This window comes from Leifsonia poae, from assembly GCF_050632865.1.
GTDB lineage: Bacteria > Actinomycetota > Actinomycetes > Actinomycetales > Microbacteriaceae > Leifsonia > Leifsonia poae_B.
Genome location: NZ_JBODSA010000002.1, coordinates 119,314 through 132,176 on the forward strand (window position 1 = coordinate 119,314; position 12,863 = coordinate 132,176).

The following is a 12,863-nucleotide window of genomic DNA, read 5'->3' on the forward strand; positions in this document are numbered from 1 at the left end:
GCGAAGCCTGCTCCACCGCGTCGATCACGGATGCTGTGGGAGCATCCCTCGCCGAAGTTCAGTTGTGGAGTCTACCCGATCGGGATAAGCTAAGCGCGCTTAGTACTTCGACGAACGGAGACCGTCATGTGGACCACCCGCTACACAGACACCACCGCCGCCCCCGGCTCGGCCGTCTGGGCGGCATTGCGCGACCTGCACAGTGGCATCCCGCTCGGCCCGGCCAGCGACTCCTTCGAACTCCACGGACCGTTCGCGGTCGGAACGACGGTGACCGTGACCCCGCAGGGCCAGGAGGCGATGACCTCCACGATCGTCGAGCTCGACCCCGACCACGTGTATGCCGATCGCACGGTCTTCGGCGAGCTGGCGCTGACCTTCCGCCACACCCTGCAGGGCCGCCCGGACGGCGGCACCGAGGTGACCCACACGCTCGAGATCGACGGCCCGGGCGCCGACGCCGTCGGCCCCGAGCTCGGCCCGCAGATCGCCGGCGACTTCCCGGTCGCGATGGCGGAGCTGCTGCACGCCGCCGAGCAGCGGGTGGCTGCCGGTGCCTGAGGCCGGCCTCGGCAGCCGGTTCCCGGCCGCCTCGCAGAGCCCCGGCCTCCTGCTCTGGCGGGTGACCAACCGCTGGCAGGCCGCCATGCGCGCGGCGCTCGCCCCGCACGAGCTGACGCACGTGCAGTACGTGCTTCTCGCGTCCCTCACCTGGCTCGGCGACCGCGAACCGGAGCGCCTGGTCACCCAGGTCGACCTCGCGGGCTTCGCCGCGACCGACCCGATGATGACGTCCCAGGTGCTCCGCGCCCTGGAACGGGCCGGACTGGTCGAGCGGCTGCCCCATCCCACCGACGGCCGGGCGCGCATCCTGCGGGCGACGCCGGAGGGCGCCGCCGCCGCGCGCCGGGCGACGGCGGACGTCGAGGCGGCCGACGCCGCCTTCTTCGCGCCGGTGGACGCGGACGGCTTCGGCGCCGACCTCGCGCGGCTCGCCGCCTCGGACGACCGGCCCGACGGAACCGCCCTCTAGCCTTCGCGCGCGAGGACCGCGTCGCCGATCTCCGCGGCCAGTTCGGCGGGCGGGCGCCCGACGTCGAGGCGCATCCCGGCCTCGTCGGGCTGGAGCGGCTGGAGGGTCGCGAGCTGCGAGTCGAGGAGCGAGACCGGCATGAAGTGGCCCGGCCGTGCGGCCATGCGGGCGGCCAGTAGCTCGCGGTCGCCGTCGAGCTCCGCGAAAACCGCGTTCGGCGCTTCCGCCCGGATGAGATCTCGGTAGGCCCGCTTCAACGCAGAGCAGGCGACGACGACCCCCTCCGGGGAGGTGCCGGCGAGCGTGTCGCCGATCGTGCGCAGCCAGGGCGCCCGGTCGTCGTCGTCGAGCGGGATGCCCGACGCCATCTTGGCGACGTTCGCGGGCGGGTGCAGCGCATCCCCGTCGACGAACGGGACGCCGAGCCGATCGGCGAGAAGCTGACCCACCGTCGTCTTGCCCGACCCGGACACGCCCATCACGACCACTTCGAGTCGCCGCACTCGCCCTCCTCCGTCGTTCGTCCGGTGCGGCCGGAGCACCGCCGTCACCAGTCGTGCATCGAACCGTCGAGCAGACGGTTCACCGGCAGGTACGCCGACTGGTACGGGAAGGACTCCGCCACGACCTCGTCGTACGATACGCCGAGCCCGGGCTCCTCGCTGGGCGCGAGCATCCCGTCGGCGAACGTGTAGGTCGGCCGGAACACCTCGTCAGTAGGGGCGCTTTGGCGCATGTACTCCTGGATGCCGAAGTTCGGGATGGCCACGCCGAGGTGCACCGCTGCCGCGAGTCCGACGGGCGACACGTCGGTCGGGCCGTGGACGCCGGACTTGATCTGGTAGACGGCCGCGTAGTCGAAGATGCGGCGGAGGCCGGTGATCCCGCCGGCGTGCGTCACGGGGGAACGGACGTAGTCGATCAGCTGCTCCTCGAACAGCTCCCGGTAGTCCCAGATCGTGTTGAACACCTCGCCGATCGCGAGCGGCGTCGTCGTGTGCTCGCGCACCCGCCGCAACACCGCCTGGTTCTCCGCGGGGGTCACGTCCTCCAGCCAGAAGAGGTCGTACGGCTCGAGCGACTTGCCGAGCTTGGCCGCCTGGATCGGCGTCAGCCGATGGTGCGCGTCGTGCAGCAGCGGGAGCTCCGGACCGAACTCGTTGCGCACGGCCTCGAAGACGCCCGGGATGTGACGCAGGTAGGCGCGGGTGTCCCACTGCTCCTCCACCGGGATGGCGCTGCGGCGGGCGGGCTCGTGGTCGTAGCGGGTGGTCATCCCGTCGGCGCCCGCGGCCGCGTTCGCGGAGGAGGCGACGCCGTACACCGAACCGAGGCCCGGCACGCCGGTCTGGATCCGGATGGCGCGGAAGCCCTGCTCCAGGTGCGCCCGGATGGAGTCGAACAGCTCCGGCAGCTCGGCGCCGGAGGCGTGCCCGTAGGTCAGGCAGCCCACCCGGCTGCGTCCTCCGAGCAACTGGTAGAGCGGAAGGCCGGCGACTTTCGCCTTGATGTCCCAGAGCGCGGTGTCCACGGCGGCGATGGAGGCCATGGTCACCGGACCGCGGCGCCAGTACGCCCCGCGGTACAAGTACTGCCAGGTGTCCTCGATCTGGTGGGCGTCGCGGCCGATCAGCAGGGGCACGACGTGCTCGCTCAGATAGGCGGCAACGGCCAGCTCGCGTCCGTTGAGGGTCGCGTCGCCGAGGCCCGTGACCCCGTCCTCTGTGGTGATGCGGAGGGTGACGAAGTTGCGGCCGGGACTGGTGACCAGGACGTCGGCGGCGGTGATTCTCATGCGGGGGCTCCTTGCAGGGATACTGTCCGCTCGGAGAGCGGACGGGCGAGGTCGGTGAGGTCGGGGGCGAGGGCGTCGAGCACGAGGGAGGCGCGGCTGAGGGGATCGTGTGCGTCGCGCAGGCGGTCGGCGAGGGCTTCAGCCTGCGGGTCGCGGGCGTCGCCCGAGAGGAGGTGGAGGGTCCAGGCGGCGAGGACGCCCAGCTGCGCCTCCCCCGGCTCCAGGCCGGCGGCGAGGCGTTCGCGCAGCGGTTCCACGATGCGCGGCCCCAGCTTCTGCGAGCCGTCGGTCGCGACCTGCGCGAGCCGGTGCTCGATGCGCGCGTTGGCGAACCGTTCCCGCAACGTCTCCTCCGCGGCGGCGACCGCGGCGTCGTCGAACGGCAGCCCGGGACGCTGCTCGGCCCAGAGCTGCTTCAGCTCGGCGGCGAGCCGCGGGTCGGCGGCCGCCTCGGCGATCGTCTGACGGCCGCGCAGCAGCCCGTGATAAGCGAGGAGGGAGTGGCCGGCGTTCAGGAGGCGCAGCTTGCGCCGCTCGAAGGGCTCGACGTCGTCGACGAAGCGGGCGCCGCCGGCCTCCCAGACGGGGCGCCCGGCGGGGAAGGAACCGGCCAGCACCCACTCGCTGAAGGGCTCGGTGATGACCGGAGCGGCATCGTCCCACCCGGCGAGCGCACGCACGGTGACGAGATCCTGCTCGGTCGTGGCCGGGGTGATCCGATCGACCATGGTGGAGACGAAGGACACCTCGGAGCGGACCCAGGCGTCGAGGTCGGCGTCGTCCGCGGTGAGGGCGAGGACCGCCTCGCGGAGGACACGGCCGTTGCCGGAGAGGTTGTCGCAGCTGACGACCGCGAGGCCCCCGGCGTCGGCCCGGAAGCGTGCGGCGAGTCCGTCGCGGACGCGGCCGGGCGCGGACGCACCGGGGAGATAGCCGGCCTCGGTCACGGTGAGGGTGAGCACCGCCACCTGCGGGTCGGCCAGCGTCGCGAGCCAGGCTGCGTCATCGGCGCCGTCGTGGACGCGGCTGAGCGCTTCCACGATGGTCACGTTGTCGTCCGACGGTCCGCGGGTCACCAGCGAGTAGACGGAATCCTGCGCGGCGAGGATGCGCGCGGCGTCGGGGCGGCGGCCGGTGAAGGCCGCGATGCCCCATCCATCGCCCGTCTCGTTCGCGCCCGCATCGTTCGCGACCTGCGTAAACCAGGCCTGATGCGCACGGTGGAAGGCGCCCAGCCCGAGGTGCGCCACGCGCACCGGGTGCCGGATCGACCGCGGCGGCGTCATACGGCCGCCGCGGCACGCGTGCGGGACTCGACGGCGCGCAGGTAGTCGAGGTTGCCCCGGGTGCGCTCGTCGAGCGGGAGGGCGGTGGAGAAGTCCTCGCACGTCACCCACCCGTCATAGCCGAAGGCGTGCAGCGCACGGAAGTAGTCGTCCACATCCGCGGTGCCGGACTTCAGCGGCGCCCACTCGTGACGCCAGCGGACCGTGCCGTCCTCCTCCGGTTCGCCCGGCACCCAGGCGACGTTCTTCACATGCACGTGCGCGAGGTAGGGACCGAGCAGCTGGAGGGACGCCAGCGTCTCCTCCCGGCCCTCGATGACGAGGTTGCCGAGGTCGTGGATGACGCCGACGTGCTCCGGGTCGAGACCGTCCAGCAGACGGAAGGCGGCGGACGCCGACGACGTGATCGTCTCGTGGTGCAGCTCGACCAACGCTTTCACGCCGTGGTGCGCGGCCCGGGAGGCGGCCCACTCGAGATCGCGGCGGGCCGCGGCGAACAGCGCGCGGTACTCCCCGCGTCGGTGCGCGGCATGGTGACCCGCACCTGCCGGGCGCCGAGGCGCGCGGTGGCGGCGAGCATCCGCTCGACGCCGTCGTGGTCGTCGCAGCGCGCGTAGCCGCCGATCCCGGAGCACTCCAGACCGCTCGCGCGCGTCAGGCGCTCCAGCTCGTCCAGCCGGTCTTCGAGTCCGGTGAGCGGCCAGGTGGCGCGGTTGCCCGCCCAGAAGCCCGGAACGTCGGTCTCCTGCTGGTCGGTGATGCGCCATTCCACCCCGTCCCAGCCCTGGTCGGCCAGGATGCGGACCGCCTCGGCGGGCGTCCACTCGGGGGTGGAGGCGGTGAAGACGGAGAACTTCATGCGTTCGCCTCCGTCGTGACAGGGCCGGTCGAGACGACGACATCGTCGAGGTCGCCGGCAAGCACCTCGTCGAACGACACCGGACGGCCGAGCGTGGCCGAGAGGTACACCGCGCGCACCACGCAGAGCGACTGGAACGCGTCCTCGACGCGCACTCCGGGAGCCCGGCCGCGGTCGATCGCCTCCACGATGTCCTCGTACTGGCGGAGGTGGCCGATCACGAACGCATCGGGCCCACGGTCACCGCCGCGCACCTCCTCGGGCGGCACCAGCTCCGCCGCACGGTCGGTCGCGTCGCCGTCCGCGGCGAACGACTCGAGCTGGTCGTCGTGGATGACGGCCGAGCCGGCGTCACCGTGCACCTGCAGCCGGACCGCGAGACCCGGGAAGGCCGCCGTCGTCGCGTGCAGCACGGCGAGCGCACCGGACTCGAATCGGACGGTCGCCACCGCGATGTCCTCGACCTCGACGCGCTCGTGCGCGAGCAGCGCGGTCTGCGCGAAGACCTCGACCGGGCGGCCGAGCATCCAGACCAGCAGGTCGACGGTGTGGACGCCCTGGTTCATCACCGCGCCGCCGCCGTCGAGCTCCCAGGTGCCGCGCCACTGGCCCGAGTCGTAGTAGTCCTGGCTGCGCCACCAGGCGACGGAGGCGAGACCGCTGGTCAGCGTCCCGAACCGGCCGGTGTGCGCCGCCTCGGCGACGACGACCGACGACGGGTCGAACCGGTGCTGGCTGATCACCGAGACGACCAGGCCGTCGGGCTCGGCCCGCTCGGCGAGCGTGCGGAGCTGGCGTGCCCGGCCCATGTCGGTGTCGAGCGGCTTCTCGATGACGACGTGCGTGCCGGCGGCGATCGCCTCCTCGGCCACGCTGACGTGGAGACCGCTGGGGGTGCAGATCACGACGATGTCGGGACGGGCGGTGCCGCCGGCCTCCGCCGCGGCGAGCGCCGCGGTGAGGGAGGCGAACACCGCGGGCCGCTCACCAGAGGAAGCGGCCACCTGGTCGGCCAGGGCCTCCGCCGCCTCCGGGACGGCGTCGATCAGCGTGGAGATCGCGAGCCGCGGGTGGCGGCCGATGGCGCGCGCGTGGTTGACGCCGATGATGCCGCAGCCGACGATCGCGACGCGGAGCCGGTCGGTGGTGGGGGTGGTCTGCTCCGTCATGCGAGGGTGACTCCGATCCGGTCGGTCAGGGTGCGGAAGGCGCGGGCGGCGCGGCCGAAGGCCGCCGGTCCGGAGAAGCCGCCGAGCGCGTTCACGTCGGTGAGGTGGGGTTCGAGGGAGGCGAAGCCGGTGTAGCCGTCGTCGCGCAGCGCGGTGAGGGTTTCCAGGACCTGTCCGTCGCCCTCCCCCGCGGGCACGACCTCGCCCGTGGCGGTGAGCGCGTCCTTCACCTGCAGGTACTCCAGGTACGGACGCAGCGCAGCGTACCCGTCGTCGAAGGGATGCGCGACGCCGACCTGGACGAAGTTCGCGCTGTCCCAGGCGAGCCGGAGCGCGGGCGAACCCACGGCCTCCACGATGTCGAGGCAGCGCTCGGGGGTGTCGCCGTAGATGTCCTTCTCGTTCTCGTGCAGCAGCACCAGATCCTCCGCCTCGGCGACGTCCGCGAGGGCGCGCATCCGCAGCAGGACGTCGTCGCGGATGCTCTCCACCGCGACGCCCTCGCCGCGGAAGAACGAGAACAGCCGGATGTAGCGCGTGCCGAGCCGGTGTGCGGCGGCGACCGCACGGCGCAGGCGCTCCACCTCGTGCTCGACGGGCAGCGAGACGTCGACCTTGCCGACCGGAGAGGCGATGGCGGAGACGCCCATCCCGCGCTCGCTCAGGACGACCCCCAGGCGGTCAAGCTGCTCGGCGTCGAGGTCAACGATGTTGACGCCCCAGGCGCTGCGCACCTCTATCGCGCTCGCTCCGAGGGCCTGCAGCACGGCGACCTGGATCGCGGGGTCGGCGTCGATCTCGTCGCCGAAGCCGGACAGCGTCCACGTGACGGTGGTCATTTCACTCCTCCAGAGGTCAGCCCGCCGACGAGGTACCGCTGGAACACCAGGTACAGCACCACGACCGGGAGGGCGCAGATCAGCGACGCGGCCATCATCTGGCCGTAGAGCGGCACGGCGCCGCCCTCCTGCGTCGCACCGAACACCTGCAGGGCGACGGCGGCGGTCCGGCTCTCGGGGTTGGTGAGCACCGAGGCGAACAGCACGTCGTTCCAGCCGAGCAGGAAGGCGAAGATGCCCGAGACGACGATGCCCGGCCAGCTGAGCGGCATGACGATCCGGGTGAGGATGCGCCACGACGACGCGCCGTCGATCCGCGCCGCCTCCTCCAGCGCCTTCGGCAGGCCGCGCAGGTAGGTGACCATGACCCACGTGGAGAACGGCAGCGCGAAGGTCAGGTAGGTGATGAAGACGGCCCAGCGGGTGCCGATGATCTGCACTCCCAGCAGGGAGGCGGTGGACGAGAACAGCACGAACACCGGCAGCAGCATGAGCGTGCCCGGGATGGACTGCAGGCCGAGCAGTCCGCGCAGGAACGTCAGCCTCCCCGGAACTCGTACCGGACCAGCACGTAGGCGGTCGCGACCGCGAGGAACGCGCACACGATCGCGACGGCGCCGCAGATGAGGACGCTGTTCGCGAGCCCCGTCCCGAGATCGACCGTCGTCCACACCTTGAGGTAGTTGTCGAGATGCAGCTCGGTCGGGAGGAACGCGCCCGATGCGACGGACACGTCCGAGTTGACCGACGCGAACAGCATGTAGAGCACCGGTCCGAGCACGATGATCAGCAGCACCGTGATGATCGCGACGAGCAGCGGGCGCGGCAGCAGCCAGGTGACGTCGGTGGCGGCGGTGGTCATCGCTGCTCCTCCTCTCCGGAGTCGAGTTTCACGGCCCGCAGGTAGACGAACAGCGGGATCGCGATCAGCACCAGCGAGCAGATGGCCATTGCGGCGCTGAGCCCGAAACGGAAGCTCTGGAAGCTGGTCACATAGGTCAGCACCGGCAGCACATCCACGTCCTGCGGGGCGGGTACGCCGAACAACACGAACGGCAGGGTGAAGGCGTTGATGTTGTGGAGGAACGCGATGATCAGCGCGAGGAAGATCGGCCCCCGCAGGTAGGGCAGCACGACGTAGCGCAGCTTGATCCACCAGGTGGCGCCGTCGATCGCGGCAGCCTCATGGACTTCACGCTCCACCGCCTGGAGCCCGGCGAGGACGAGCAGGTAGAAGAACGGCCACGAGGTCCAGATCTGCACGATGATGAGCGACCAGTAGCTGAGCGGTCCGTTGAGCCAGAGCCCGGTGTGGATGCCGACGGCGCCGAGCATCGAGTCGACCACGCCGCCCGGCTGGAGCATCGTGCGCCACAGCGTGCCGACCACGAAGGCGGGCAGCACGTACGGGATGAGGAACAGCGAGCGGACGAGCGCCCGGCCGCGGAAGCGGTTCTGGGTGGCGAGCGCCGCCGCGAGCCCGATCGGCATCGTGACGACGGCCGCGATCACCGCGAACGAGACGCTGATCCCGATCGAGCGCAGCAGCGGGGATGCCGTCACGGCCTCGACGTAGTTGCCGAGCCCGATGAAGGGCGCCTGCAGCCAGCTCTGGAGGGTGTACTGGTCGAGGTCCAGGGTGGACATCAGGACGGCCACGATCAGCGGCACGACGATGATGACCAGCATGAGGATGCCGCCGGGCAGCAGCATCCAGAGCGGCCGGCTGCGCCGTTCGAGACTGCGGCGCCGGCGGCGGCCCGCGGGAGTGGGTCCCGCGGGCGCGCCGGTGGGCGCCTCGGCCGCGCGCGTTGGCGCGGTCAGCGTCTGATTCGACATGGTGCGCTCGCTACTTGGCCTTGCTCAGCGAGGCCTGGGCGGAGGCTTGCGCCGCCTTCAGCTTCGCCTCGAGGTCGGAGGACGAGACGCCCCCGGAGGACAGACCCGGGATGGACTGGACCACCACGTTCACCAGGGCGAGCTGCGTGTCGCCCCAGGCGCCCGAGAACGGGGTGCCGTACGCCTTCGTCCCGGCGTCGAGAATCGGCGCGATCAGGTCCTCCCCTGCTCGATCTTCTTCGCGGCCTCGGCGTTGGTCGGCAGGTCGCCGAAGGTCTTCGTGTACGTGGTCTGGTTCTCGGCGCTGGTGAGCATCTTGACCAGTGCGAACGCGAGGTCCTGGTTCTTCGAGTACTTGGCGACCACCATGTTGTCGCCGGAGATGATGGTCGCGGCGGCCTTGCCCCCGCTCGGCAGCGACTTCGCTCCCGGCGGGATGGTCGGCATCACGGCGTAGCCGTACTTGCCTGCGACGCCGGACTTGTCCAGGCTCACCCGCGACGACGAGGACACCATCGGGAGGAACGCCGCCTTGCCGCTGGCGAAGGCCGCGACCGCCTGCGCGTTCTTCCAACCGATCGCGGCCGGGTCTACCACCTTGTCCTGCGTCAACCAGCCGAAGTACGTCTGGTACGCCTTCTTCACGGCCGGGCTGTCGATCGTCGCCTTCTTGTTCTTCAGGTCGAGGATCGTGTTTCCCTGCTGCATCGACATCGCCCAGACGAACTTCCACGGGTCGAAGCTGTCGGCGTAGGCGATGGCCATGCCGTGCACGTCGCCGGAGGTGAGCTTCTTGGCCTGTGCGGCGAGACCGTCCCAGGTGTCGGCGGGCTTGTCGATCCCGGCGGCCTTCAGCAGGTCCTTGTTGTAGGCCATCACGAAGGGGCGGCTGAGGAACGGGATGCCCACCTCGTCCTTCTCGGTCGGGCCGGAGATGCCGAGCGTCGCCGGGGTGAACCGGTCGCGGCCTCCCACCTTCGCCCAGTCGGCGTCGGTGAGCTTCACGAAGGCGCCGGTGGAGTAGGCGGTCGGCGTGAAGGTCGTGCCGAGGTCGTAGATGTCCGGGCCCTGACCGCTGAGCACCGAGGTCTGGATCTTCGTGAGCTCGTCGTTCGCCGAGGCGAACGTCTCGAACTTCACGGTCGCCCCGGTCTCCTTCTGGAACTGGGCCGACACATCCTGGAACCACTGCTGCTGCTGGGTCGGGTACAGGGTGTTGGCCGCGATCATGACGTCGAGGGTCTTGCCGGTGCCGTCGACCTTCCCGGCCGTGGCGGTGCCGGAGCCGGAGCCGCCCGAGGCGGTGCCCGAGCATCCGGTGAGGGCGAGGCCGGCGGCGGCGAGGGCCGCGACAGCGCCGAGCGCGAAACGTGATCTCATCGTGTCTCTCCTTCGAGGCAGGAATGTGAAGCTGCGATCCGCTCGGCCGATGGGGCCGAGGTTGGGCATGACTCTAAAGTGGTGGAATTTTTTGCCGCAACCGTTTGCCACAATTTGCCATCGTGTGGTCGGATGTGGGTGTGGACTCCTCATCGACGAGCCGAAACGATCGTCCGGCGACCCTCGCCGACGTCGCCGCGCGCAGCGGCGTGGCGACCTCGACGGCCTCACGCGCCCTGTCGAACCCCGGACGCGTCAACGCCGTCACCCGGGAGCGCATCGAGCGCGCGGCCCGCGAGCTCGACTACGTGCCGAACTCGCAGGCCCGCGCCCTCACCAGCGGCCGCACGCGCGCCATCGCGGTGCTCGTGTCCGACGTGACGAATCCGTTCTACTTCGGCATCATCCGGGGCACACAGCACCAGCTGAAGGCGGCCGGCTACACGCAGCTGCTGGTCGACACCGAGGAGTCGGACGAGCTGGAGGACGGGATGCTGCACAAGCTCCGTCGCTCCTTCGACGGCGCGATCCTGGCCGCGTCGCGCCTCACCGACCGGCGGCTCACCGCCCTCGCCGCCGAGGTCCCGCTCGTGGCGATCAACCGGCAGACGCGCGGGGTCGCCAGCGTGTTCATCGACACTCCGTCCGCCATCGAGCAGGCGGTGGGGCACCTGGCATCCCTCGGGCACACCCGGATCGCGTACGCGGCGGGCCCGGACACCTCCTGGCCGAACGCCGGGCGCTGGCGGGCCATGCTCCGAGCCGGCGATCGGTACGGCATCGACGTCCAGCGGGTCGGGCCGTTCGCGCCGCGGAAGTACGCCGGCGCGGCCGCCGCCGACGCGATCCTCCACTCCGGGGTGACGGCGTGCGTGGCGTTCAACGACCTGCTGGCGATCGGGATGCTCGCGCGCTTCCGCGAGCGCGGCGTCGACGTGCCGGGAGACATCAGCATCGTCGGCTGCGACGACATCTTCGGCGCCGACTTCTGCAATCCGCCGCTCACCACCCTCACCGCGCCGATCGAGCAGGCGGGCCGCACCGCCGTGTCCATGCTGCTCTCCCGACTGGACGACGGGCTGACACCGGTCGCCCGGCACGCGACCACGCTCCCCACGCACCTCACCGTCCGCGACTCGACAGGCCCGGCCCCCGGCGACGACGCCGGCCGCACCGCCCCGACGAAGGGAAACCCCACCCCATGACCGCTCCGACCACGCCCCTGGCGCCGCATCCCGACCGGCTCTTCCCCGCCGATCCCGGGGTCCGGGACCTCGCTCGCCGGCTGCATGCGCAGGTCGCCGATGCCCCCATCCTCTCGCCGCACGGCCACGTCGACGCGCGGATGCTGGCCGACGATGACCCCTTCCCGGACCCGGCCGCCCTGCTCATCACCCCCGACCACTACGTGATCCGCATGCTCCACGCGGTCGGCGTGCCCCTCGACGAGCTCGGGTTCGCCCGCGACGGCCGGCCCTCCTCGGCGTCCGGCCGCTCCATCTGGAGGCGGCTGTGCGAGCACTGGGATGCGTTCCTCGGCACGCCGGTGCGCTTCTGGTTCGAGTCGGAGTTCAGCGAGGTCTTCGGCCTCACCGAGCAGCCGTCGGCGGCGAACGCGGACGCGCTGTACGACCAGCTCGCCGACACGCTCGGCCGCCCGGACTTCCGGCCGCGCGCACTCTTCGAGCGGTTCCGCATCGAGGTGCTGGCGACCACCGACGACCCGGCCGACGACCTGGAGGCGCACGCGCGACTCGCCGCCGATCCCACCTTCACCGGACGCGTCGTGCCCACCTTCCGCGCCGACCGCTACATGCACCCCGACGAGCCGGGTTGGGCTGAACGCCTTGCGCGCTTGGGTGCGGTCGCGGACGTCGACACCGCGACGTACCCGGGACTCCTGGAGGCGCTTCGCCGCCGCCGAGCGGCCTTCGCCGCGGCGGGCGGGACCGCGACCGACACGGGCGTCTCCGACGCCGGCAGCGAGCCGCTGGACGAGGCCGAGGCGTCGCGCATCCACCGGGCGGCGCTCGACGGAACGCTCACCGCCGGCGAGGCCGTCGCCTACCGCCGCAACATGCTCTACCGCCTCGCCGAGCTGTCCGCCGAGGACGGCCTCGTGATGCAGCTCCACCCGGGCGTGATCCGCAACCACCACCGGCCCACCTTCGACGCCTTCGGGCCCGACACCGGTCACGACCTTCCCGCGGTCGGCGGCTTCACGACGCCGCTCACGCCCATCCTCCGCGACTTCGGCACGAACCCGACCTTCCGGATCGTGCTGTTCACCGTCGACGAGACCACGTTCTCGCGCGAGATCGCGCCGCTCGCCGGGTTCTATCCATCGGTGTACGCCGGAGCGCCCTGGTGGTTCCTCGACACCCCGGACGCGATCCTCCGGTACCGGCGAGCGATCACCGACAGCGCCGGCTTCACCAAGACCAGCGGGTTCATCGACGACACGCGCGCGTTCTGCTCCATCCCGGCACGGCACGACATGTCGCGGCGCGTGGACGCGTCGTTCCTCGCCGGACTCGTCGCGACGCACCAGCTCGCCGAGGAGGACGCCTTCGCCCTCGCCCAGCGCCTGGTGGACGACATCCCGCGCTCCACGTTCCGGCTGGGCTGATCCCGGCATATGCCTCGCGCTAGGCTGGGAACAC

At 71.4% G+C, this 12,863-nt stretch carries 10 protein-coding genes and 3 pseudogenes; 4 read left to right on the plus strand and 9 right to left on the minus strand.

The genetic code is table 11. The annotated features are described in order from the left end of the window. Positions 1-126 precede the first annotated feature (126 nt). Positions 127-561, plus strand: a complete 435-nt coding sequence (locus ACRAWB_RS07785; RefSeq protein WP_431352827.1) for an SRPBCC family protein — start codon at positions 127-129, stop codon at positions 559-561. Continuing rightward, positions 554-1,033 (plus strand): MarR family winged helix-turn-helix transcriptional regulator, encoded by a 480-nt coding sequence (locus tag ACRAWB_RS07790; RefSeq protein WP_431352828.1) that lies wholly within the window; start codon positions 554-556, stop codon positions 1,031-1,033. Before ACRAWB_RS07785 ends, ACRAWB_RS07790 begins: the two co-directional genes overlap by 8 nt. Here ACRAWB_RS07790 and ACRAWB_RS07795 read toward each other — a convergent pair. The 9 genes and pseudogenes from ACRAWB_RS07795 to ACRAWB_RS07835 all read right to left on the minus strand — a co-directional run bounded on the left by ACRAWB_RS07795 (position 1,030) and on the right by ACRAWB_RS07835 (position 10,200). After that, on the minus strand, positions 1,030-1,536 hold the full coding sequence (locus tag ACRAWB_RS07795) for a gluconokinase (protein WP_431352829.1): 507 nt from the start codon (positions 1,534-1,536) through the stop codon (positions 1,030-1,032). The two genes, ACRAWB_RS07790 and ACRAWB_RS07795, sit on opposite strands and share 4 nt — an antisense overlap. 44 nt (positions 1,537-1,580) lie before the next feature. Continuing rightward, a complete protein-coding gene (gene manD, locus ACRAWB_RS07800; protein WP_431352830.1) occupies positions 1,581-2,828 on the minus strand; it encodes a D-mannonate dehydratase ManD in 1,248 nt (415 codons plus the stop codon). Next, complete coding sequence (locus tag ACRAWB_RS07805) at positions 2,825-4,114, minus strand: mannitol dehydrogenase family protein (protein WP_431352831.1); 1,290 nt, start codon at positions 4,112-4,114, stop codon at positions 2,825-2,827. Before ACRAWB_RS07805 ends, manD begins: the two co-directional genes overlap by 4 nt. Next, a pseudogene (locus ACRAWB_RS07810) lies at positions 4,111-4,973 on the minus strand (sugar phosphate isomerase/epimerase family protein). Before ACRAWB_RS07810 ends, ACRAWB_RS07805 begins: the two are co-directional and overlap by 4 nt. Further along, positions 4,970-6,142, minus strand: coding sequence for a Gfo/Idh/MocA family protein (locus ACRAWB_RS07815; protein ID WP_431352832.1), 1,173 nt, complete (start codon positions 6,140-6,142; stop codon positions 4,970-4,972). The pseudogene ACRAWB_RS07810 and the gene ACRAWB_RS07815 overlap by 4 nt, the downstream one beginning before the upstream one ends. Beyond that, complete coding sequence (locus ACRAWB_RS07820) at positions 6,139-6,981, minus strand: sugar phosphate isomerase/epimerase family protein (RefSeq protein WP_431352833.1); 843 nt, start codon at positions 6,979-6,981, stop codon at positions 6,139-6,141. The genes ACRAWB_RS07815 and ACRAWB_RS07820 overlap by 4 nt, the downstream gene beginning before the upstream one ends. Next, positions 6,978-7,843: pseudogene (locus ACRAWB_RS07825) on the minus strand (carbohydrate ABC transporter permease). The gene ACRAWB_RS07820 and the pseudogene ACRAWB_RS07825 overlap by 4 nt, the downstream one beginning before the upstream one ends. Continuing rightward, positions 7,840-8,820 (minus strand): carbohydrate ABC transporter permease, encoded by a 981-nt coding sequence (locus ACRAWB_RS07830; protein WP_431352834.1) that lies wholly within the window; start codon positions 8,818-8,820, stop codon positions 7,840-7,842. The pseudogene ACRAWB_RS07825 and the gene ACRAWB_RS07830 overlap by 4 nt, the downstream one beginning before the upstream one ends. A 10-nt stretch (positions 8,821-8,830) precedes the next feature. After that, positions 8,831-10,200: pseudogene (locus ACRAWB_RS07835) on the minus strand (ABC transporter substrate-binding protein). A 140-nt stretch (positions 10,201-10,340) separates the two neighbouring features. Between ACRAWB_RS07835 and ACRAWB_RS07840 the strand changes: the two are divergent. Together ACRAWB_RS07840 and uxaC are read left to right on the plus strand one after the other, a co-directional pair. Further along, complete coding sequence (locus ACRAWB_RS07840; RefSeq protein ID WP_431352835.1) at positions 10,341-11,405, plus strand: LacI family DNA-binding transcriptional regulator; 1,065 nt, start codon at positions 10,341-10,343, stop codon at positions 11,403-11,405. Next, positions 11,402-12,829, plus strand: a complete 1,428-nt coding sequence (gene uxaC, locus ACRAWB_RS07845) for a glucuronate isomerase (protein WP_431352836.1) — start codon at positions 11,402-11,404, stop codon at positions 12,827-12,829. The genes ACRAWB_RS07840 and uxaC overlap by 4 nt, the downstream gene beginning before the upstream one ends. The last annotated feature ends 34 nt before the right edge of the window (positions 12,830-12,863 follow it).

Excerpts from the sequence above, each read along its gene's own strand:
- ACRAWB_RS07805 (WP_431352831.1), bottom strand. The coding sequence starts at position 4,114 with ATGACGCCGCCGCGGTCGATCCGGCACCCGGTGCGCGTGGCGCACCTC.
- ACRAWB_RS07820 (WP_431352833.1), bottom strand. The coding sequence starts at position 6,981 with ATGACCACCGTCACGTGGACGCTGTCCGGCTTCGGCGACGAGATCGAC.
- manD (WP_431352830.1), bottom strand. The coding sequence starts at position 2,828 with ATGAGAATCACCGCCGCCGACGTCCTGGTCACCAGTCCCGGCCGCAAC.
- ACRAWB_RS07815 (WP_431352832.1), bottom strand. The coding sequence starts at position 6,142 with ATGACGGAGCAGACCACCCCCACCACCGACCGGCTCCGCGTCGCGATC.
- uxaC (WP_431352836.1), top strand. The coding sequence starts at position 11,402 with ATGACCGCTCCGACCACGCCCCTGGCGCCGCATCCCGACCGGCTCTTC.
- ACRAWB_RS07785 (WP_431352827.1), top strand. The coding sequence starts at position 127 with ATGTGGACCACCCGCTACACAGACACCACCGCCGCCCCCGGCTCGGCC.
- ACRAWB_RS07830 (WP_431352834.1), bottom strand. The coding sequence starts at position 8,820 with ATGTCGAATCAGACGCTGACCGCGCCAACGCGCGCGGCCGAGGCGCCC.